Raw genomic sequence first — 21675 nt, forward strand, 5'->3', positions numbered from 1 at the left:
GGCCATCGGGCGGGGAAGATTCCGGGACCGAGGTCCTCGGCGCTCACATCCTACTGAGCGGGAGCCTCGTCCTCCGGCGGGACCGGAACCTGGACATCGGGCACCTCACGGCCACCGGGCGCGGCCGACTGCGGGGCAGCCGCGACCTCTGGGTGACCGGTGGCGATCCGGGCCTTCTGGGTGGCGGCGTAGATGTCGACGTACTCCTGGCCGGAGATGCTCATCAGGGCGTACATGATCTCGTCGGTGACCGACCGCAGGATGAACCGGTCGTTCTCCATGCCCTTGTACCGGCTGAAGTCCAGGGGCTCGCCGATCACGACGCCGATCCGGCGCGGACGGGGCAGGCGCTGGCCGAGCGGCTGGGCCTTGTCGGTGTCGATCATCGCCACCGGGATCACCGGAGCACCGGATTCCAGCGCCAGTCGGGCCACGCCGGTCTTGCCCCGGTAGAGCCGCCCGTCCGGGCTGCGGGTGCCCTCCGGGTAAATGCCGAACAGGTCGCCGTTCTCCAGCCGCTTGAGGCCGGTGCGCAGCGCAGCCTCGGAGGCCTTGCCGCCGGAACGGTCCACCGGGATGGTGCCGACGCCGCGCATGAACCCCGCGGTCAGTCGGCCTTTGATCCCCCGGCCGGTGAAGTACTCGTTCTTGCCGATGAAGACGATCTCCCGGTCCAGCACCAGCGGCAGGAAGAAGGAGTCGACCACTGCGAGGTGGTTGCTCGCCAGGATCGCGCCGCCGCTGCTGGGCACGTGCTCCGCACCCCGAACCCAGGGGCGGAACAGCAGGTGTAGCAGCGGGCCGATGAGCACCCGCTTCATCAACCAGTAGAACAACCTGACACCTCTCGACCTCGACTGCGGGACAGCGGTGGGCCTGCCCCCACTTAGAGTGAAGACATGGCACCCGACCGCTCCGCCGACGACGCCCCTCGCGACGACGAGGGCCGTTCCGACGCACCGGTCTCGGAGGAGCAGTGGGCCGAGATCGTCGCCGATCTGCAGGACACCACGTCCTCCGGGTCATCCGGGACTGCGACCGACGACGGCGAAGCCGCATCCGGTCCCGCCGTAACCTACCCCGTCGCGCCCTGGGTCTCCGACCGACGCGTGGTGCGACCGGCACAGGGCACCGGCCGGGACTGGGATGCCACCGAACAGTTCGACCGGGCCGAGCGTGAGGTGGACGCGGCCGAGCACTTTGTCCCGCCGTCCGCTCCCCCGGTGTTCGGCGGCGATCCGCTGCTGACCGTGGCCTGGTTGGCGGTCGGCGGCATGCCGATCTTTTGGTTGATCGTCGTCGTCGCCTGGAAGTCCGCCCCCGCCGCGCTCATGCAGGCCTCCGGGCTGGTCTTCCTGGCCGGATTGGCGGTGCTGTTCTGGCGGATGCCGCACCGGCACGACCCCGACCGCGGGGACGACGACGGCGCGGTGGTCTGACCGGCTGGACCCTGACACGGTGGCAGGGTGTGACCTGTGGGCATGGATCACGACGGACTGCTGCGGATCGGGCTGTTCTCCCGACTGACGTTCATCAGCGTGCGCATGCTGCGGCACTACGCCGAGCGGGGTGTGCTGGTCCCGGCCGAGGTCGACGAGTTCACCGGCTACCGGTTCTACCGGGTCGATCAGCTCGACGAGGCGCGGCTGGTCACCGGGTTGCGCGATGCAGGCTTCGGTGTGGAGGGCATCGCCCAGGTGCTGGCGGCGCGTCGTGATCCGGCGAGTGTCGCCGCTCTGGTGTCACAGCAGCGCGAGCGGCTGCTGACGGAGCGGGACGGGCTGGAGTCCCGGCTCGCGGCACTCGATCGACTCAGGATCGAGGAGACCATGCCCACTATTGAGGTCATCGAGACCACCCTGCCGGCCATGACCGTGCTGGCGCTGCGCGACACCCTCGCCAGCTACTCGGACGAGGGGCTGCTCTGGCAGCGGTTGATGCCGGTCGCCGGGCCCCACGTCCGACCGGACGCGCTCTTCGGAGCGACCTTCTACGACGAGCAGTTCCAGGCCGAGGACGCCGACGTGGAGGTCTGGATCCAGGTGCCCGCTCCGGTGGTGTCACCGGCGGTGCCTGTGGTCTGCCAGGAGCTGCCGGAGCGGCGGATCGTCGCTGCCACCCTGCGCGGCTCCTACGAGGGCATGGGCGAGGTCACCGCGGCGCTCGGCGCGCACATCGCCGAGCGCGGACTGCGCACTGGGCCGATGTTCAACGTCTACCGGGTCGGCCCGACCCAGGACCCGGACCCGGCGCACTGGGTGACCGAGGTCTGCTTCCCGGTGATCGGCTGAACACAGCGCGACGGCCCGACCCCTGGCGTGTCCAGGGGCCGGGCCGTCGTCGGGTGCCTCAGAGTCGGGCGAGGTCCGCCGCGCCGACGATCCCGGCGTCGTTGCCCATCGCCGCGAGCGCGAACTGTCCCTCCGGGCGGTGTCCCCGGGCGAAGAGCTGCTCCATGAAGCCACGCCGCGCGGGGTCGAGCAGCAGGTCACCGGCCGCGCTGACGCCGCCACCGATCACGATCATCGCCGGGTCCAGCAGGGCGGCGACCGAGGCGGAGCCCTCACCGATCCAGCGGCCCAGACCGGCCAGCAGCTCGACCGCCAACGGGTCGCCCTCCTGCGCGGCCTGGGTGACCTGCGGTCCGGTCAGCTCCTCCACGTCGCCACCGGCCAGCTCGAGCAGGCGGGTGCCGCGCTGCGGCTCGGTGATCAGGGCGGACTGGGCGTCGCGGACCAGCGCGGAGCCGGAGGCGTACTGCTCCCAGCAACCCTCGTGTCCGCAGCCGCAGTAGTGCCCACCGGGGACGACCCGCATGTGACCGACCTCGGCCGCACCACCGAAGGCACCGCGCACCAGGTTGCCGCCGACCACGAGCGCACCGCCCAGGCCGGTGCCGATGGTGAGCATGAGCATGTCGTCTACGTCACGCCCGGCACCGAACCGGAACTCGGCCCAGCCTGCGGCGTTGGCGTCGTTCTCCACCACGATGGCGATGTCGGAGCCGAGTTCGGCGGCGACGATGTCGGCCAGGGCGTGGTCGCGCCAGGGCAGGTTCGGGGTGAAGCGGACGGTGGCCTGGTCCGCGCCGATGAAGCCAGGGGCGGCCAGACCGATGGCACCGACCTCGTGGGAGGCGATCAGCTCGCGGCAGGCCTCGATCACGCCGTGGTCGACGCTGTCGGAGTCCCGGGGGTCGGTGTCACGGCGGACCTTGGCGATGATCCGACCGTCCTCGTCCACCACACCGGCCGCGATCTTGGTCCCGCCGATGTCCACACCGATGGCGTGCATACTTCCCCGCTTCCGCGCCGAAGAGTCTGATCGCATGCCTGGCCCTCCGATGGACCTCGTGGCAGCCGTCGACGGCCGCACGCGCATGCGCGGGGACAACGCTAGCGTGCTCCGCCTGGGACCATGCGCACGCTCCCACTCCGACGACCCACGGCGATCTTGGCGACATGTCAGCAATCGGGACCAAAGTCCCATATGCTGCGGGGATCCCTCGGCTTCTGACAACGGAGTGAGAACCCATGGAGGAATTCACCACACCGCTGCTGCTCGACGCGGCACCGGAGGAGAACCTGCTCGATCTGCTCGACGCCCGGGTCGCCGACACCGGTGACGGTCCCCTGCTGGAACGGCGCGGTGACGACGGGAGCTGGACGCCGGTGTCCGCCCGCGCTTTCGCCGATCAGGTGGCCCGCACCGCACGCGGCTTCATCGCCCGCGGCGTCGGACCCGGCGACCGGGTCGGCATCATGTGCCGCACCCGCTATGAGTGGACACTGCTGGACTGGGCGCTCTGGACCGCCGGCGCGGTGCCCGTCCCGGTCTACGAGACCTCCTCTGCGGAACAGGTGCACTGGATCCTGACCGACGCGGACGTCACCCTGCTGGTGGTCGAGACCGCCGAACACGCCGCCGTCGTGGACGAGGTCCGCCCGGAGGCACCGCACCTGCGCGAGGTGCTGGTGATCGACGACGGTGCTGTGGACGCTCTGCTGGCCGATGCGGAACGGACCCCCGCGGCGGAGCTGACCGCACGACGTCGGCAGGCCGGCCGCGACGACCTCGCCACGATCATCTACACCTCCGGCACCACCGGACGCCCCAAGGGTGTGGAACTCACCCACGGCAACTTCTCGGTGCTGACCCGCAATGCCGTCGAGGGGTTGCGGGTGGTGGTCTCGACACCGGGTGCGCGCACCCTGCTGTTCATGCCGCTGGCGCATGTCTTCGCCCGGTTCGTCGAGGTGCTGTGCATGCCCGCCGGTGCCGTCCTGGGCCACACCCCGGACACCAAGACACTGTTGGCGGACCTGGCGACGTTCCGGCCGACCTTCATCCTGTCGGTGCCGCGGGTGTTCGAGAAGGTCTACAACTCCGCAGAGCAGAAGGCCGCCGCGGGCGGGAAGCTGAAGATCTTTCAGTGGGCGGCTCGCACCGCCATCGCCTACTCCCGTGCCCTGGACGACGGTCGACCCGGCCTCGGTCTGCGGATCCAGCACGCCGTCGCGGACAAGCTGGTCTTCCACAAACTGCGCGAGGCAATGGGCGGCCGGATCGAGTGGGCCATCTCCGGCGGTGCGCCCCTCGGCGAACGGCTCGGGCACTTCTTCCGCGGGATCGGCGTGCGCATCCTGGAGGGCTACGGCCTGACCGAGACGACCGCCCCCGCCACCGTGAACCTGCCGTCGGCCACCCGGATCGGCACCGTCGGTCCCCCGCTGCCCGGCACCTCGGTCCGGATCGCCGCCGACGGGGAGGTGGAGATCCGCGGCCCGCAGGTGTTCCGGCGGTACCACGACAACCCGACCGCCACCGCCGAATCCCTCACCGACGGGTGGTTCCGCACCGGCGACCTCGGCTCCCTCGATGACGACGGCTACCTGCGGATCACCGGCCGGAAGAAGGAAATCATCGTCACCGCAGGGGGCAAGAACGTCGCTCCGGCCGTGCTGGAGGACCGGCTGCGCGCCCACCCGCTGGTGTCCCAAGTGGTGGTGGTCGGCGACGGTCGACCGTTCATCGGTGCCCTGGTCACCCTCGACGCCGAGGGACTGCCCGGCTGGTGCGCCGCCCAGGGCCGCGCGGTGCTCACGGTGGAGCAGGCACGCACTGATCCGCAGGTCATCGACTCACTGGACAAGGCGGTCGAACGGGCCAACCGGGCGGTCTCCCGGGCGGAGTCGATCCGCAAGTACCGGATTTTGGAGCGTGATCTGACCATCCAGGACGGCTACCTCACCCCCAAGCTCTCGGTCCGCCGCACCCATGTGCTCAAGGACTTCGCCACCGACGTCGAGGCCATCTACGCGGGGCCGCACCCCGAGCACTAGAGCGACCACTCCATGTGCGGGCCGCCGCCACTCAGTCGGCGGCCCGCACCCCACCGGGGGCCCTACGGTCCTGCGCATGTCGCCACTGGACCCCACCCCCTACGGACGTTGGTGGATCACCACCGATCCGGCTGGGCCTGCCTGCCATCTGATCATCCGTGGTGGCCCAGGACGGTGGATGTGGTGGCTGCCCGACCCGCTCTGGGTGGTGTTGACCATCCTCACGATGCTGATGCCCGTCGCGCTGATCGCCGGACCGATCACCCGTCAGCCGTGGCCGTTGCTCGTCCTTCCGCTGAGCGTCTGCGGTGTGCTGGCCAGCCTCCGCTCGGTTGCCTGGGCGCGGACACATTCCTTCCCGATCCAGCTGCGCTGCGACAACGCGGGAGTGCAGGTCTGGGAGAACGGCGAGTCGACGTTCTGGGCCTGGCCGGGGCTGACCGAGTTCCAGTTGCCGATCGGCAGCGGCAATCGGCTCCGCCGGTTCCGGTTGGCCGCCGGTGACCGGGAGTTGTGCCGGGTGACGCGGATGGAAGCACCCGGCACCCGTGCCTCGATCTGGCCGGCACCGCCACTGCTCATCGAGCAGCTGACCCGACACGGCCTGCACCCCGACGGCGCCACAGCCGCCCTCGTTCGCTTCACTCGCCGACCACGTCGCACCACGCGCTGATTCCGCTCGGGGGCCACCAGCCGTGTCAGACCCCGGAGCTAGCGTCCCTCGGCATGGATGCCAAGCCGGTGCAGGTGACCCTGGAGGACATCGGGACCCCGCTGCATCAGGTGACCTTCGTGGTGGTGGACCTGGAGACCACGGGCGGGCTGTCAGCGGGCGCGGCGATCACCGAGTTCGGCGCGGTGAAGGTCCGCGGCGGGGAGGTGCTGGGCGAGTTCCAGACCCTGGTGGACCCCGGCGGCCCGGTCCCCGCTCAGATCCAGGTGCTCACCGGGATCACCACCGCGATGGTGATCGGCGCGCCGACCATCGGTGAGGTGCTGCCGTCCTTCCTGGAGTTCGCTCGCGGCTCGGTGCTGGTGGCGCACAACGCACCCTTCGACGTGGGGTTCCTCAAGGCCGCCGCCGCCCAGACCGGACACCCGTGGCCGGGGTTCCCGGTGGTGGACACGGTGAAGCTGGCCCGTCGGGTGGTCACCCGGGACGAGGCCCCGAACCACAAGCTGTCCACCCTGGCCGGGCTCTTCCATGCCAGCACCACCCCGGAGCACCGCGCGCTCGCTGACGCCCGGGCCACCGTCGATGTGCTGCACGCGTTACTCGGCCGACTGGCTCCGCTGGGCATCACCCACCTGGAGGACCTGGCCACCGCCGCCGATCCGGTGCCCGCCGATGTCCGCCGCAAACGCACCCTGGCGGACGGACTGCCGGACTCCCCCGGCGTGTACCTGTTCCGCGGGCCGAAGGACGAGGTGCTCTACGTCGGCACCTCCACCAATCTGCGCAAGAGGGTGCGCAGCTACTTCACCGCCGCGGAGAAGCGCGGCCGGATGCGGGAGATGGTCCGGGTCGCGCTCGGCGTGACCCCGGTGGTGTGCGCGACCCGGTTGGAGGCGCAGGTCCGGGAGCTGCGGCTGATCGCCGAGCACAATCCGCGGTACAACCGCCGCTCCCGCAGCCCGGAGCGGATGCCGTGGGTCCGGCTGACCGCTGAACCGTTCCCACGACTGTCGGTGGTACGCGAGGTAGTCGAGGGCGCCACTCACCTGGGGCCGTTCGCCTCCCGCGCCGCCGCCCAGTCCGCAGTGGAGGCGCTACAGGACACCTTCCAGCTGCGCCGCTGCGCCGGACGACTGCCCGCACTGCCCCAGGCAGGAGCAGCCGCCTGCCACCTGGCCGAGATCGGTCGCTGCTCGGCACCCTGCATCCGCCCGGAGGCCGCTGAGGGCTACGCCGCCGAGGTCGAGCAGGTGCGCACGGCGATGACCGGTGACCCCACCCGGGTCGTCGTGGAGCACGCGCAACGGATCACCGCGCTGATCGGGCGGGAACGCTACGAGGAGGCCGCCACCGTCCGGGACCGACTGGCGGCATTCCTCCGGGGTGCGGCACGGGCGCAACGACTGGCCCCGCTCGCCCGGATCGCCGAGCTGTGTGCCGCACGCCGCACCGACGACGGCGGCTGGGAGCTGGTGCTGGTCCGACACGGTCGACTGGCGGCCACCGCGATGGTCCCGCCCCGCACCGACCCGACCCCGGCCATCGACTCGATGCGCGCCACCGCCGAGCATGTCCCGGTGCCCATCGCACCCGCCCCCGCCGGGCACCCGGAGGAGGCCGACCTGATCCTCGGGTGGCTGAGTTCCCCCGGCGTGCGCCTGGTCTCGATGAGCGAACCCTGGTCGCTGCCGGTCCGTTCGGCAGCTGCCTGGCCCGATCCAGCCACGGCCATCGCCGGGATCGCCCCGCTGCCCGATCCGCCATCGACCGCCTCTCCGTCCGGCACGGGCGATGAGGCCGCCCCGGCCGGGAGCACAGTTCAGACCGTCGACACCGCGGTGTCCGTCACCGCCACGCCGGACACCGATGTCCCCGGCGCGGCATGATGGGCCCCATGCTCACCGCCATCGTCCTGATCGACACCGACCCGAACCGCATCCCCGAGGTGGCCCAAGCCATCGCCGACCAGCCGGGGGTGAGCGAGGTCTACTCGGTCACCGGCGAGGTCGACCTGGTCGCCATGGTCCGGGTCCGCGAGCACGAGGAGCTGGCCGACGTGATCGCCGACCGACTCAGCAAGGTCGAGGGTGTCCAGCGCACGCAGACGTACATCGCCTTCCGCACCTACTCCCAGCACGACCTGGAGTCGGCCTTCGCCCTCGGCATCGAGGACTGACCCGGCCGACTAAGCCGAGACCGCCCGCCAACGCTCCAACGCCTGCTGGGCGGCACCCGAGTCCACCGACCGCGCCGCGTGCGCCAGCCCGGCCCGCAGCCGGTCGACCAGCGTGCCCTCCCCCGTGCCGGGCAACGAGCCCTCGGCCGCGAGAGCAGCCGCCGCGTTCAGCAGCACGGTCTCCCGCGCCGGATGCGGCTCCCCCGCCAGGATCTGCCGCGCCACTCCGGCGTTGAACGACGCGTCGGCACCGCGCAGGTCGGCGATGGTCACCGGGCTCAGGCCCAGCTCGCCCACCGGGTCCAGCGCGTGGTCGGTGACCAGACCATCGGAGACCTGCCAGACCCGGGCGGTGCTGGTCGGTGCCAGCTCGTCCAGGCCGTCGTCATTGCGGAACACCAGCGCGTCGGTGCCACGCGCGGCCAGCACACCGGCCATCAACCCGGCCATCCGCGGGTCTGCGCACCCGATGGCGGCCGCGGCGGGCTGCGCCGGGTTGGTCAGCGGTCCGAGAAAGTTGAACGCGGTTGCCACACCCAGATCACGACGGGCCACCGCCGCGTGCCGCATCGAGGAGTGGAAGGTCCCGGCGAAGCAGAAGGTGATCCCCGCCTCCGCCGCAATGGCTGCCACCCGCTCCGGCGTGTGGTCCAGTCGCAGGCCCAGCGCCTCCAACACATCCGCCGAGCCGGACGAGGACGACGCCGCACGGTTGCCGTGTTTGACCACCGGCACCCCGGTCCCGGCGATCACCAGCGAGGCCATCGTGGAGATGTTGACCGTGTGCGCCCGGTCGCCACCGGTGCCGACGATGTCCACTGCGCGGCCGGGCACGGTGAACCGCACCGCGTGGTCGAGCATCGTGTCCGCCAGCGCGGTCAGCTCCTCGACGGTCTCGCCCTTGGCACGCAGCGCGACCAGGAACCCGGCGACCCGGACCGGCGAGGCTTCACCGGACATGATCTGGTCCATCGCCCAGGAGGTCTGCTCAGCGGACAGGTCCTCGCCCTGGATCAGCGCGGTGAGAAGGTCCGACCAGTTCATCGTGCGGGGGTCCGGGCCAGCAGCCCGGCGACGGTGCTCTGCAACTCGATCGGGTCGAGCGGCTGGGACACGACGGCATCAGCATCCGACCACGCGGCCAGCCAGGCGTCCTGCGGGCGTCCGGTGAGCACCAGCACCGGCGGGCAGTTGTACAGCTCGTCCTTCACCTGGCGGGCCAGGGACATGCCACCGACCTTCGCCGCCTCGCCGTCAAAGACGAACAGGTCGTACCCGCCGGCCTCTGCCTCGGTCAGGGTCGCCGCGGGGGTGGCGGTCTCGGTCCATCGGATGTCCGGGGCACCTCGTCCGAGTCGCTTGCCGACCCCGAGCCGCACCTGGGCGCGGGTGTCCAGGTCGTCGCTGTACAGCAGGATCCGCGGACCTGCGGTGGTCGCGGCGTCGGTCGAGTGCTCAGCAGCCATGATGATCCTCACTGGAAGAGAGATGCGCACCAGCATCTTGGCACGTCGGCGCAGGACCGTCGCGTACCGCCCGAACTGCGCCGCGACACGCCGCCGGAACTGACGATGTGACAGAAAACTCCGCCTCAGCCTGGGACTTGCGACCCATCCGCGGAGGTTTTTCGGCATACTGACCCACGTGACAACCGCAACGGCCGCGCCTCAGTCCGCTCCCCACGTGAGCGTCAACCGACCCAATCCCGTGTCGGTGGGAACCATCGTGTGGCTGGCGTCGGAGCTGATGTTCTTCGCCGGCCTGTTCGCGATGTACTTCACGCTCCGCTCCACCGTGCCCGAGGAGTGGGCCGCGCAGACTCCCCTGCTCAACATCCCGTTCGCCGTGGCGAACACGACGGTGCTGCTGCTCAGCTCGGTCACCTGCCAGATGGGTGTCTGGGCAGCCGAGCGATTCCAGCCCCGCCGCTCCGGCAGCCTGCTGAACCTCAAGGGCTGGGGCATGAACGAGTGGATGACGCTGACCTACATCATGGGCTCGGTGTTCATCGGCGGTCAGATCTTCGAGTACGCGGAGCTCGTGCACGAGGGCCTGACCATCTCCTCCAGCCCGTACGGCTCGGTCTTCTTCCTGACCACCGGGTTCCACGGTCTGCACGTGGTCGGCGGCCTGATCGCCTTCCTCTTCCTGCTCGGCCGCTCGTTCTCGGCCAAGCGCTTCGGCCACCACGAGGCCACCACCGCGATCGTCGTGTCCTACTACTGGCACTTCGTCGACATCGTGTGGGTCGCGCTGTTCGCCACGATCTACCTGATCCAGTAGGCGTCCCACTCCCCCGACTCAGCCCCCCAGCCAAGACGAACACCAAGGAATACCCGTGAAGGCACTCGCCGCCCGCAGGCACCACCGGTCCGCACCGGTCGTGCTGCTCCTGCTGGCGCTGCTGCTCACCGGCGCGGTGTACGCGATCGCTGCCCCGTCCAGCGCCGATGCGGCGTCCGCGACGACCAGCCAGAGCGACATCACCGCAGGTGAGAAGCTGTTCCAGGCCAACTGCGCCACCTGCCACGGTGCCTCCGCCGACGGGACGGCCAGTGGACCGTCGCTGATCGGTGTCGGTGCCGCCGCCGTCGACTTTCAGGTCGGCACCGGCCGGATGCCCGCCAAGATGAACGGCGCGCAGATCCAGGCCGCACCGCCGCAGTTCGACGCCGAGCAGATCGCGCAGTTGTCCGCCTACGTCGCCTCGTTGGGTGCCGGTCCGGCGATCCCGACCGAGGAGCAGGTCGACGCCAGCCTGGGCGATGCCGCCAATGGTGGCGCGATCTTCCGCACCAACTGCGCCATGTGCCACAACGCCGTGGGTGCTGGTGGCGCACTGTCGCAGGGCAAGTACGCACCCTCGCTGATGGAGACCTCCCCGGAGCACATCTACGAGGCGATGCTGACCGGACCGCAGTCGATGCCGGTGTTCAACGACGCCAACATCACCCCGGACGAGAAGCGCGATGTGATCGCCTACCTCGAGCAGCAGCGCGAGGGTTCGGCCGGTGGCCTGACCCTCGGGTCGCTCGGCCCGGTGTCCGAGGGCCTGTGGGCCTGGGTCGCCGGTCTGGGCCTGCTGATCATCGCCGCGGTGTGGATCGGAGCGAAGTCGTCGTGAGCAGCAACCACACGGATCTGACCCCCACCGGCGGCAACCAGCTGCCGGAGCGCTTCGAGGACCCCGGTCTGCACGAGCACCACGACCGGATGAGCGACATCGACCCCAAGGCCAATAAGCGCGCCGAGCGCCAGGTCGTGGTCATGTTCGTCCTGTCGATCCTCGGCACCATCGGGTTCCTGGTGGCCTACGCCCTGGTCCCGCCGGACGGCACCACCGCCGGTATCCGCACCTCCAACCTGCTGCTCGGTCTGGCGCTGTTCGTCGCGCTGGCCGGCATCGGTCTGGCCGCGGTGCACTGGGCCAAGTCGCTCATGAACGACCGCGAGGTCGCCGAGGACCGGCACCCGATCCGCTCGGATGACGCCACCCGCGAGGTCGCCGTCGCCAAGCTGAACGACGGGATCAAGGACTCCGCGATCGGACGTCGTGGCGTGCTCAAGGGCGCGATGGTCTCCTCGCTGGCACTGTTCCCGCTGGCCATCGCCGTCCCGCTGGTCGGCAACATCGGCGGCGACTGGGACGTCTCGCGCTCCAAGCACACGCTCTGGCGGCGCGGCACCCGACTGGCGCTCGACCCGACCGGCCGCCCGATCAAGGCCGCGGACGTCACCATCGGCTCGGTGTTCCACGTCATGCCCGAGGGCATCGAGGAGGCCGAGCACCCCCTGGACGAGAAGGCCAAGGCCGTCGTCCTGATGATCCGGATGGACCCCCGGGACATCCGCTCGGAACAGGGTGACGGCTGGAGTTACGACGGCATCGTCGCCTTCTCCAAGATCTGCACCCACGTGGGCTGCCCGGTGGCCCTCTACGAGCAGCAGACGCACCACATCCTGTGCCCGTGCCACCAGTCGACCTTCGACGCCGCCGACGGCGCCAAGGTGGTCTTCGGCCCGGCCAAGCGTCCGCTGCCCCAGCTGCCGATCACCGTCGACGACGAGGGCTACCTCATCGCTCAGGACGGCTTCAACGAACCGATCGGCCCGAGCTTCTGGGAGCGGCTGACATGAGCGCTACTACATCGACGGCCCCGTCGACCAAGGCGGGCAAGGCCGCGGACTACCTCGACCAGCGCACCGGCATCGGCGGCGCGGTCAAGGAGTTCGCCCGCAAGATCTTCCCGGACCACTGGTCCTTCCTGCTCGGCGAGGTCGCGCTCTACTCCTTCGTGGTGCTGCTGATCTCGGGCACGTTCCTGACGATGTTCTTCGTCCCGAGTATGAACGAGGTCCACTACGACGGACCGTGGGAGGCGATGCAGGGCGTGCAGATGTCCGAGGCCTTCGCCTCGACGCTGCGCCTGTCCTTCGAGGTCCGCGGTGGGCTGCTCATGCGGCAGATCCACCACTGGGCCGCGCTGATCTTCATGGCGTCGATCGTCACCCACATGATGCGGGTGTTCTTCACCGGCGCGTTCCGCAAGCCCCGTGAGATCAACTGGGTGGTCGGCTTCACGCTGATGATCCTGGGCCTGCTGGCCGGGTTCTCCGGCTACTCGCTGCCCGACGACGTGCTCTCCGGCAACGGTCTGCGCATCGCCGACGGTGTGGCCCGCTCGATCCCGATCCTCGGCTCCTACATCTCCTTCTTCCTGTTCGGCGGGGAGTTCCCGGGCACCGAGCTCATCCCCCGCCTGTTCACGGTGCACATCCTGCTCATCCCGGGGCTGATCCTGGCGATGATCGGACTGCACCTGCTGTTCGTGGTGCTGCACAAGCACACCCAGTACCCGGGCTCGGGCCGGTCGGATAAGAACGTGGTCGGCTACCCGCTGTTCCCGGTGTACGTAGCCAAGGCCGGCGGGTTCTTCTTCGTCGTGTTCGCGGTGATCGCACTGCTGGCCGGGACGATGACGATCAACCCGGTCTGGAACTACGGACCCTTCGACCCGTCCATCGTGTCCGCGGGCGCGCAACCGGACTGGTACATGCTGTTCCTGGAAGGTGGGCTCCGGCTCATGCCGGGGCAGACCGAGTTCGTGATCGGGCAGTACACGCTCTCACTGAACATCCTGATCCCGGCGGTGGTCGTCCCCGGTCTGCTGTTCACGGCGCTGGCGCTGTGGCCGTTCATCGAGGCCTTCGCCACCGGTGACACCCGCGAGCACCACGTGCTGGACCGTCCGCGCAACGCCCCGTTCCGGACCGCCTTCGGTGTGGCGCTGCTGACCGCGTTCTTCATCCTGGTGCTGGCGGGGTCCAACGACCTGATTGCCACGCACTTCCACCTGTCGATCAACGACATCACCTGGACCTTCCGGGTGCTGCTGTTCCTCGGTCCGTGGTTCGCGTTCTGGATCACCAAGCGGATCTGCCTGGCGCTCCAGCGCAAGGACCGCGAGCTGGTGCTGCACGGCCACGAGACCGGGCGGATCGTCCGCTTCGCCTCCGGTGAGTACATCGAGGTGCACCGTCCGCTGGACGAGCACGAGCGGTGGCTCCGGGTGGGTTACGAGGCGCGTCGACCGGTCGAGATCGAGCCCGCCGAGGACTCCCGCGGTGTGCGTCGGCCCGGGTACCGCAAGGACACCCTGCGTCAGCGCATCTCCCGGATGTTCTACGAGGACCGCGTCGAGCCGGTCACCCCGGCCGAGTTGGCCGCCGCGCAGTCGCACGGTGCTCACGACGCACTGCCCGCCGCCGAGGAGCACGAGCAGATCGGTGCCGGTTCCGCGACCGGCGGTGGCACCCACCTGGTCGACGACGAGGACACCACACGCCCCTGACGTGCGGAATCATTCGCCCAACGGGGACGTTAGACCCAGTGGGTGCGAACGACACGACGCCCGCGTCGATCTCGGCCAGTCGCCGGGATCGACCGGGCGTCAGTCGTTCACACCCCGTGCGGGCGGATCGCACCCGTGATACGACAGAACCCGAGCCCCTGACCCGGGGCACCACCCCGATGCACCGAGAGGTACTGATGGCTGAGTACACCCTTCCGGACCTGCCCTACGACTATGCAGCGCTGGAGCCGCACATCTCCGGCCGCATCATGGAGCTGCACCACGACAAGCACCACGCCACCTACGTGGCCGGTGCGAACACTGCGCTGGAGAAGCTGGCCGCTGCCCGCGAGTCCGGCGACTTCGGCGCCGTCGCCGGTCTGGAGAAGAACCTGGCCTTCAACCTGGGTGGGCACGTGAACCACTCGGTGTTCTGGGAGAACCTCTCCCCCGACGGTGGCGACAAGCCCACCGGTGAGCTGGCCGCTGCCCTCGACGAGTTCTTCGGCTCCTTCGACAAGTTCCAGGCGCACTTCACCGCCAACGCCACCGCGATCCAGGGCTCCGGCTGGTCAATCCTGGCCTGGGACTCCATCGGCCAGAAGCTCGTGATCGTGCAGCTCTACGACCAGCAGGGCAACTTGGCCCTGGGCCTGGTCCCGATCGTCGTCCTGGACATGTGGGAGCACGCCTTCTACCTGGACTACGTCAACGTGAAGGCCGACTACGTCAAGGCGTGGTGGAACATCATCAACTGGGCCGACGCCGCTGCCCGCTTCGAGCGCGCCCGCACCCAGACCGCCGGCCTGATCGTGCCCTCCCTCTGACGCACTGACCTGCCGACCGCGGGCCGAGGACCCTTCACGGGTTCCCGGCCCGCGGTGTGTCTGCCAGGGCTGACATCATGGGTGGATGCACACGTCATCACCCGGAGCACCGACACGGTTGGTTGTCTCCCAGGACTCCCCTGCGTGGCTACCACCGGGCTCACGTGCCGAGGTGTGGGTGGCGGGTGATTCACCCACCCCGACCGGTCTGGTCCGGCTGCTGCTCCGACGCGGTGACGACGTGTTCTGCGTCCCCCGCGAGGACGGTCGGATCGACCTGCCCACCCGAGCAGTGCCCGCTGCGGACCACGACGGCAGCTTGACCGCCCGCCGGTTCGCGAGCGAGGTGTTGGCCAGCCCCGCCGTCATCGAGGGCGTGGTCGGCTATGTGCGCAACGTCGTCCCCGAACCGACCTCTGACTACCCGTGGCCCAGCCCTCGGGCGCATTTCACCGTGTGGGCCGTGCGTGGCGAACCTGCGGTCGACGGACAGTGGGTGTCGACCGGTGTGGATTCGCCGCTGCGGGATCGGCACTGGTTCGCGCTGCTCGGGGCGTAGCAACGACGCAGGGGCGGCTCCACCGGAGTGGAACCGCCCCTGCGTCGGGTGAGATCAGTGCGCGTGCTGGCCGCGGGAGAACTCGAACACCCAGCCGACCAGGCCAATGACGCCCAGTGCCGCCCCGATGTAGGCGATCCACCAACCGATGGCGGCACCGGTGAACACCAGGGCACCGGCAGCGGCGATGGTGATGGGCCACCAGGACCACGGGCTGAACACACCCTGGTCGCCGGCACCCTCGGCGATCAACGCCTCCGGGTCGTCTTCGGGTCGCGGGTCGATCCGGCGGGCGACCAACAGCAGGTAGCCGCCGATCATGCCGACCAGGCCGCCGACCAGCGGAATGCCCACGGTGCCGACCGGTTCACCGTCGGACCACCAGGCGTAGACCAGGCCGATCGGGATGAAGAACAGGATGCCGCCCAGGAACAGCCAGGGCTCGACCTTCATCGAGTTCGGCGTGCGGGTCGACGCGCCGTGCTCCGACGGGCGACCGCCGGGCTCCTGCAGTGAGCTCATCGCGTGCCCTCCTCGTCGTCATCGGTGCGGGGACGGTCCTCGACAATGGTGGCGCTGGACTGCTCCGGCTGACCACCGCCGTGCTCCACCCGGTCGCGGGCCACACCCTGCTCGCCGGTACGCTCGGCCTCCCAATCGAGGATGCCGGGCGACGGCTCCACGTGGTCCATCGCGGCGACCTCCGGGTGGTGCAGGTCGAAGGCCGGACGCTCGGAACGGATCCGGGGCAGCGTGGTGAAGTTGTGCCGCGGCGGCGGGCAGGAGGTCGCCCACTCCAGCGAGGCACCGTAACCCCACGGGTCGTCGACGGTGACCTTGGGGGCGCTGCGCCAGGTCTTGTACACGTTCCAGAAGAACGGCAGCGTGGAGATCGCCAGGATCATCGACCCCACCGTGGACAGCTGGTTCATCCAGGTGAAGCCGTCCTCCGGGGAGTAGTCGGCGTACCGACGGGGCATGCCGATCACACCGAGCCAGTGCTGCACCAGGAACGTCATGTGGAAGCCGATGAACAGCAGCCAGAAGTGCACCTTGCCCAGGCGCTCGTCCAGCATCTTGCCGGTGAACTTCGGCCACCAGTAGTAGAGCCCGCCGAACATCATGAACACCACGGTGCCGAAGACCACGTAGTGGAAGTGCGCCACCACGAAGTACGTGTCGGACACCTGGAAGTCCAGGGCCGGGCTGGACAGGATGACACCCGTCAGGCCACCGAACAGGAAGGTGGTGAGGAATCCGATGGTCCAGAGCATCGGCGTCTCGAAGGTAAGTTTCCCTCGCCACATCGTGCCGATCCAGTTGAAGAACTTCACACCGGTCGGTACCGCGATCAGCATGGTCATCAGAGCGAAGAACGGCAGCAGCACCGCGCCGGTGACGTACATGTGGTGTGCCCACACGGTCACCGACAGCGCGGCGATGGCGATGGTCGCGTAGACCAGACCCTTGTAGCCGAACACCGGCTTGCGGCTGAACACCGGCAGGATCTCGGTGGCGATGCCGAAGAACGGCAGCGCGATGATGTACACCTCGGGGTGACCGAAGAACCAGAACAGGTGCTGCCAGAGGATGGCACCGCCGTTCTCCGGGTTGAAGATCTGCGCGCCGAGCCGTCGGTCAGCGCCCAACGCGAACAGCGCGGCGGCCAACGGCGGGAAGGCCATCAGGATCAGTAGGCTGGTGATCAGGCTGTTCCAGGTGAAGATCGGCATCCGGAACATGGTCATGCCCGGTGCACGCATCGTCACGATGGTGGTGATGAAGTTGACCGCTCCGAGGATCGTGCCGAAACCGGTCAGCGCCAGCCCGAATACCCAGAGGTCTCCCCCAGCGCCCGGTGAGTAGACGCTGTTCGACAGTGGCGCATAAGCGAACCAGCCGAAGGAGGCGGCACCCTGCGGGGTGAGGAACCCGGCCGCGGCGATCAGACCGCCGAACAGGTACAGCCAGTAGGAGAAGGCGTTCAGCCGCGGGAAGGCGACATCCGGGGCACCGATCTGTAGCGGCACGATGATGTTCGCGAAGGCGCTGAACAGCGGGGTGGCGAACAGCAGCAGCATGATCGTGCCGTGCATGGTGAAGAGCTGGTTGTACTGCTCCTTGCTCTGCACGATCTGGATGCCCGGCTCAAAGAGCTCGGCGCGGATCAGCAGCGCCATGATCCCGCCGAGGCAGAACCAGATGAACGCCGTGATCAGGTACATGTACCCGATGGTCTTGTGGTCGGTGGAGGTGATCCACTTGACCACCGTGCGACCCCAGTGCTGCTTGCGCGGGGCGAGACCCGGGATGGTCTCGATGTGCTCGGCGGTGGCCATCAGTTCTCTCCCTCACCGGTGACGCGGGCGTCCTGCAGCCGGTTGTACTCCAGCCCGATCTGCCCGTCCTGACCGGCGTCGCGCAGGTCCTCGATGTGCTGCTCGTACTCCTCGACGGAGACGACCTTCACGTTGAACAGCATGGACGAGTGCTCCTCGCCGCAGAGCTCGGCGCACTTGCCGACATACTCGCCCTCGGCCTGGGGCACCACCTGGAAGTGGTTGGTGCGACCGGGGATCATGTCCTGCTTGTACAGGAACGCGGGCACCCAGAACGAGTGGATGACGTCGCGGGAGTCCAGCACGAACTCCACGCGCTGCCCCACCGGCAGGTAGAGCGTCGGCTGCTCGGCCAGCACCCCGGATTCCCCGATGTCCTGGGCGTGCTCGCCGGTGTCGTAGACGTCCTCATCGACGTAGTTGAAGTCCCAGCTCCACTGCTTGCCGATCACCTGCACCGTGAGGTCGGGCTCGGCGGTGGTGTCCTGGATCTCGGTCATGTCCCGGGCGGTGAAGTAGAACAGCACCCCGACCATGATGATCGGCAGGATCACGTACATGATCTCCAGCGGCACGTGGTACCGGAGCTGGACGGGCAGCTGGTCGTCGTCCTTGCGCTTCCGGTAGACGGCGACGCACCAGATGATCAGGCCCCACACGATGACGCCGACAATGAGCGCCGCCACCCAGGAGCCGACCCACAGGTTGGTGATCCGGCCGGTCTGGTTGGTGATCTCGTTCTCGGAGTCGCCCGGCAGCCAGCCACGGCTGACCTCGGGTGAACAACCGGCGAGTGCGAGCACGACGGCCGTCGCGGCTCCCGCGACGGCGAGTCGGTTCCGCCTGTGGCGGCGGGGGGTCTGCGAGCGCACCGGGGGCCTTCCACTCTCGGATCCCCTCCGCCGGTCAGCGCATCACCGCGCTTGGGGTCGGACAGGGATCTTCCTAGGACCTACGTCCTCTCGATCCTGTGCAGCGTAGCGCGGGAAACGCCTCGTCGTGACCCGATCCGAGCGTTTCGCGGTCACGAACTGACGAAGTGTCATCTGAATCACGCAGCTGCGGCCCACTACGGTGCCGGATGTGTCAGCCACACCCGCCGCACCGCCCCGCGTCCTCCTCGACGTCGCCGGACACGCCCCGGTGCCCGCCACCGTCCGGGACGCCTACCTGGCCGCACTGGACGAGGGCTGGGCCGACCCGCGCCGATTGCACAGCGAGGGACGACGCGCCCGTGCCCTGGTGGACGGTGCGCGTGAAGCGATCGCCGCCCTGGTGGGCGCGCGCACCGAGGAGGTCGACCTGGCCCCGTCGCACACGGCGGCGCTGCACAGTGCGGTGCTCACGGTGGCACGGGGTCGACGCCGGGTCGGTGACCGCATTGTGGCCAGTGCAGTGGAGCGGATGGCGGTGCTGGACGCGGCGGACCATGCCGGCTCACGGCTCACGGTCGCGGTGGACGGCGATGGGCGGCTGGACGTCGAGGCCTTCACCGGTGCCGTGCAGTCGCCCGGCGTCGCACTGGCCGCAGTGCAACATGCGAACGGTGAGGTGGGAACCCGGCAACCGGTGGCGCAGGCCCATGAGCTCGCCCGGGAGGCCGGTGTGCCGCTACTGGTTGACGGTGGCAGCTCCTTCGGGCACGCGCCGATCGGCCCGGAGTGGGATCTGCTGACCCTGGACGCCGCCGATGTGGGCGCGCCGCCGGGGGTGGCGGTGCTGGTGACCCGCAGCGGTGTGCGTCGCTCCCCGACCGGACCGGTGGCGGAGCACGAGCGCTGGTTCCCCGGCGGTGTCTCGGTGCCGACCGCACTCGCCTCGGCAGTGGCCCTGCAACTGGCCGCCCGCCGCGTACCCGACCCGGAGCCGGTGGCACGCATGCGGCAACGCATCGCCGCCGAGGTGCCGATGACGATGGTCGCCGGCCCCGCCGACCCCGCCGCCCGGCTCCCCCACGTGCTGACCTTCTCCTGCCTGTACGTCGACGGGGAGGCCATCGTCACGGCACTGGATCAGGCCGGGTTCGCGGTGGCCTCCGGCTCGGCATGCACCAGTGCCACCGAGACACCCAGCCACGTGCTGGCGGCGATGGGGTCGCTCACCCAGGGCAACGTGCGGCTCACCCTGCCCCCGGAGGTGGACCCGGCGCAGATCGAGCGGTTCTGTGACGTCGTGCCCGGGGTGGTCGCAGACATTCGCGCCCGCAACGGCCTGTAGACACAGCGATGCCCCGGGCCGCACAGGGGACGGTCCGGGGCATCGCCGGCAAGATCAGCTGAACGAGCCGCCGCAGGCGCAGGACGAACCCGCGTTCGGGTTGTCGATCGTGAAGCCCTGCTTCTCGATGGTGTCGGCGAAGTCGATGGTCGCGCCCTCCAAGTACGGCACGCTCATCCGGTCGACCACGACCTCCACACCATCAAAGTCGCGCAGCGCATCCCCGTCGAGCACCCGCTCGTCGAAGTACAGCTGGTAGATCAGGCCGGAACAGCCACCCGGCTGCACCGCGATGCGCAGACGGAGGTCGTCGCGACCCTCCTGCTCGAGCAGGCTGCGCACCTTCCCGGCGGCGACGTCGGTCAACTGGACGCCGTGCGTCGCGGTCTCGGTGGTCTCGCTCATCGTCTCTCCCGTGTCTGTCCGGTCGGTGATCCTCAGGGCAGAACAGTCCACCCGCGCGATCTGTTCCCCACTGTACGACCGGATCTCAGCGGGACCACGTCCGGGCGATGCGCGGGAGGCGTGCCCGCAACGCCGCAGCCGGGCCCGACCGCCAGTCGCCCAGCTGCTCCGGGGACTCGATCACCCCGAACGCTCCGGCGACCCCCGCCGCGCCCCAGTCCCGGCGACCGGTGCGTACCTGCGCCGCCACCGCGATCACGGGGATGCCCAGCGGCAGGGCGGCCGCACTCACCGCGGGCAGCACACCCTCCTCCAGCGCCGTCCCGTCCAGCACCCCGGCCCCGGTCACCACCAGATCCGCCTGCGCCACCCGGTCCGCCAGCCCGATCTGGTCCGCCACCCACGTCGCACCGTCAACTCGTCGCGCCCCGAGCAGCCCGAGGACGAAGCCCGCGCCACCGCCCGCACCGGAGCCAGGTGCCACCCCCGGCCGGGTGATCGCGCCTGTGCCCCGGGCAGTGGCGGCACCGTGGTCGTGCCCGTGGGTGTCGGCCAGCAGGTTCACCCGGCCCGGACCGGCTGCCGCCGTTGCCGCCGCCACCCAGTCCGCCATCCGGCGCTCGATCACCTGCGACTCCTCAGCCGTGGCCCGACCGGCGTCGACCAGCCCCGCACTGGCACCGTTGAGCCCCAGCAGCGGCAAATCGTGGCAGGCGAGCAACACCACGTCCCGGGTGCGCAACTCCTGCGCGACCTCCGGAATGGCCGCCGCCGGGTCCTCCGGCGCGCAGGTCGACAGCGCCCGCACCAGCCCGCGTCCCCCGTCATGGGCGGACACCCGACGGGGACCGGTGCCGATCACCACCCGCTGCGCACCGGTGTCCAGCGCGGCCCGGATCAGTGCGCCCAGACCCGCCGTCGACGACTCCGCCGCTGCCACCTCACCGCCGAGCACCACCGACCCATCGACGCAGGCGGTGCGGGCACCGGACTCTGCGGTCAGCACCAACACAGCGCTAGGCACCGGCGAACCGGCGGCATCCGCGACCGTCACCGCGATCAGCTCACCGCCGCAGGCAGCGTGCAAGGTGTCGATCAGGCCCGGTCCGCCGTCGTTCATCGGCAGCAGATCCAGCGCGTCGTCCGCGCGCGCATCGCGCCACCCGTCGGCGATCGCCCGGGCGGCCTCGTCCGCACTGAGCGCGGACCAGTCGCCGGGGGCGGTCGGGCGGTCGAATCGGCCGGGGCTCACCAGGACATGCACCCGCTGATCGTGGCATGC

Annotated in this window: 22 protein-coding genes; 13 read left to right on the forward strand and 9 right to left on the reverse strand. The window is 69.7% G+C overall.

The window, feature by feature from the left end:
- Positions 1-50 precede the first annotated feature (50 nt).
- Entirely contained in the window at positions 51-836 is a 786-nt protein-coding gene (locus AB0N78_RS02540) for a lysophospholipid acyltransferase family protein (RefSeq protein ID WP_363385419.1), read from the reverse strand.
- A gap of 63 nt (positions 837-899) precedes the next feature.
- Between AB0N78_RS02540 and AB0N78_RS02545 the strand changes: the two genes are divergently transcribed.
- Both AB0N78_RS02545 and AB0N78_RS02550 read left to right on the forward strand, forming a co-directional pair.
- Positions 900-1439: a hypothetical protein gene (locus tag AB0N78_RS02545; RefSeq protein WP_363385422.1), complete on the forward strand. Its 540-nt coding sequence runs from the start codon at positions 900-902 to the stop codon at positions 1437-1439.
- Positions 1440-1481: 42 nt separating this feature from the next.
- Complete coding sequence (locus AB0N78_RS02550) at positions 1482-2291, forward strand: MerR family transcriptional regulator (RefSeq protein WP_363385424.1); 810 nt, start codon at positions 1482-1484, stop codon at positions 2289-2291.
- A gap of 58 nt (positions 2292-2349) precedes the next feature.
- On the opposite strand, the gene AB0N78_RS02555 is transcribed toward AB0N78_RS02550, so the two are convergent.
- Positions 2350-3294 carry an ROK family glucokinase gene (locus AB0N78_RS02555; RefSeq protein ID WP_363385427.1) on the reverse strand — a complete coding sequence of 315 codons (945 nt, stop codon included), beginning with the start codon at positions 3292-3294 and terminating at the stop codon, positions 2350-2352.
- A gap of 239 nt (positions 3295-3533) precedes the next feature.
- On the opposite strand from AB0N78_RS02555, the gene AB0N78_RS02560 reads away from it, so the two are divergent.
- From AB0N78_RS02560 to AB0N78_RS02575, 4 genes are all read left to right on the forward strand, one after another.
- Positions 3534-5342: an AMP-dependent synthetase/ligase gene (locus AB0N78_RS02560; protein WP_363385430.1), complete on the forward strand. Its 1809-nt coding sequence runs from the start codon at positions 3534-3536 to the stop codon at positions 5340-5342.
- Positions 5343-5418: 76 nt separating this feature from the next.
- Complete coding sequence (locus AB0N78_RS02565) at positions 5419-6015, forward strand: hypothetical protein (protein ID WP_363385433.1); 597 nt, start codon at positions 5419-5421, stop codon at positions 6013-6015.
- 53 nt (positions 6016-6068) lie between these two features.
- Complete coding sequence (locus AB0N78_RS02570) at positions 6069-7904, forward strand: DEDD exonuclease domain-containing protein (protein WP_363385435.1); 1836 nt, start codon at positions 6069-6071, stop codon at positions 7902-7904.
- An 8-nt stretch (positions 7905-7912) separates the two neighbouring features.
- Positions 7913-8194: an Lrp/AsnC ligand binding domain-containing protein gene (locus AB0N78_RS02575; protein ID WP_363385438.1), complete on the forward strand. Its 282-nt coding sequence runs from the start codon at positions 7913-7915 to the stop codon at positions 8192-8194.
- Positions 8195-8203: 9 nt separating this feature from the next.
- Here the strand turns inward: AB0N78_RS02575 and trpD are convergent, their stop codons facing one another.
- Entirely contained in the window at positions 8204-9238 is a 1035-nt protein-coding gene (gene trpD, locus AB0N78_RS02580) for an anthranilate phosphoribosyltransferase (protein ID WP_363385441.1), read from the reverse strand.
- Positions 9235-9660 (reverse strand): hypothetical protein, encoded by a 426-nt coding sequence (locus AB0N78_RS02585; protein ID WP_363385443.1) that lies wholly within the window; start codon positions 9658-9660, stop codon positions 9235-9237. Before AB0N78_RS02585 ends, trpD begins: the two co-directional genes overlap by 4 nt.
- 169 nt (positions 9661-9829) lie before the next feature.
- On the opposite strand from AB0N78_RS02585, the gene AB0N78_RS02590 reads away from it, so the two are divergent.
- The 6 genes from AB0N78_RS02590 (at position 9830) to AB0N78_RS02615 (ending at position 15432) form a co-directional block, all read left to right on the forward strand.
- Positions 9830-10477, forward strand: a complete 648-nt coding sequence (locus tag AB0N78_RS02590) for a heme-copper oxidase subunit III (RefSeq protein WP_363386225.1) — start codon at positions 9830-9832, stop codon at positions 10475-10477.
- Between the two features lie 55 nt (positions 10478-10532).
- Complete coding sequence (locus AB0N78_RS02595) at positions 10533-11318, forward strand: cytochrome c (protein WP_363385446.1); 786 nt, start codon at positions 10533-10535, stop codon at positions 11316-11318.
- Positions 11315-12331 carry a Rieske 2Fe-2S domain-containing protein gene (locus AB0N78_RS02600; RefSeq protein ID WP_363385449.1) on the forward strand — a complete coding sequence of 339 codons (1017 nt, stop codon included), beginning with the start codon at positions 11315-11317 and terminating at the stop codon, positions 12329-12331. The genes AB0N78_RS02595 and AB0N78_RS02600 overlap by 4 nt, the downstream gene beginning before the upstream one ends.
- Complete coding sequence (locus tag AB0N78_RS02605; protein WP_363385452.1) at positions 12328-14046, forward strand: ubiquinol-cytochrome c reductase cytochrome b subunit; 1719 nt, start codon at positions 12328-12330, stop codon at positions 14044-14046. Before AB0N78_RS02600 ends, AB0N78_RS02605 begins: the two co-directional genes overlap by 4 nt.
- Positions 14047-14243: 197 nt before the next feature.
- Positions 14244-14873, forward strand: a complete 630-nt coding sequence (locus AB0N78_RS02610; RefSeq protein ID WP_363385455.1) for a superoxide dismutase — start codon at positions 14244-14246, stop codon at positions 14871-14873.
- 178 nt (positions 14874-15051) lie between these two features.
- Positions 15052-15432: an NUDIX hydrolase gene (locus AB0N78_RS02615; RefSeq protein WP_363385458.1), complete on the forward strand. Its 381-nt coding sequence runs from the start codon at positions 15052-15054 to the stop codon at positions 15430-15432.
- A 54-nt stretch (positions 15433-15486) separates the two neighbouring features.
- Here the strand turns inward: AB0N78_RS02615 and AB0N78_RS02620 are convergent, their stop codons facing one another.
- The 3 genes from AB0N78_RS02620 to coxB all read right to left on the reverse strand — a co-directional run bounded on the left by AB0N78_RS02620 (position 15487) and on the right by coxB (position 18643).
- On the reverse strand, positions 15487-15885 hold the full coding sequence (locus tag AB0N78_RS02620) for a cytochrome c oxidase subunit 4 (protein ID WP_363386227.1): 399 nt from the start codon (positions 15883-15885) through the stop codon (positions 15487-15489).
- A 65-nt stretch (positions 15886-15950) separates the two neighbouring features.
- A complete protein-coding gene (gene ctaD / locus AB0N78_RS02625; RefSeq protein ID WP_363385460.1) occupies positions 15951-17771 on the reverse strand; it encodes a cytochrome c oxidase subunit I in 1821 nt (606 codons plus the stop codon).
- On the reverse strand, positions 17771-18643 hold the full coding sequence (gene coxB / locus AB0N78_RS02630; protein WP_363385463.1) for a cytochrome c oxidase subunit II: 873 nt from the start codon (positions 18641-18643) through the stop codon (positions 17771-17773). Before coxB ends, ctaD begins: the two co-directional genes overlap by 1 nt.
- A 211-nt stretch (positions 18644-18854) precedes the next feature.
- Here coxB and AB0N78_RS02635 point away from each other — a divergent pair, with 211 nt between their 5' ends.
- On the forward strand, positions 18855-19988 hold the full coding sequence (locus AB0N78_RS02635) for an aminotransferase class V-fold PLP-dependent enzyme (protein ID WP_363385466.1): 1134 nt from the start codon (positions 18855-18857) through the stop codon (positions 19986-19988).
- Positions 19989-20042: 54 nt separating this feature from the next.
- Here AB0N78_RS02635 and erpA read toward each other — a convergent pair whose 3' ends face one another.
- Both erpA and AB0N78_RS02645 read right to left on the reverse strand, forming a co-directional pair.
- Complete coding sequence (gene erpA / locus AB0N78_RS02640) at positions 20043-20393, reverse strand: iron-sulfur cluster insertion protein ErpA (protein ID WP_263118808.1); 351 nt, start codon at positions 20391-20393, stop codon at positions 20043-20045.
- 85 nt (positions 20394-20478) lie between these two features.
- Positions 20479-21657: a glycerate kinase gene (locus tag AB0N78_RS02645; RefSeq protein WP_363385469.1), complete on the reverse strand. Its 1179-nt coding sequence runs from the start codon at positions 21655-21657 to the stop codon at positions 20479-20481.
- Between the last annotated feature and the right edge of the window lie 18 nt (positions 21658-21675).

This window comes from Cellulomonas sp. NPDC089187 (assembly GCF_040685135.1).
Taxonomy (GTDB): domain Bacteria; phylum Actinomycetota; class Actinomycetes; order Actinomycetales; family Cellulomonadaceae; genus Cellulomonas.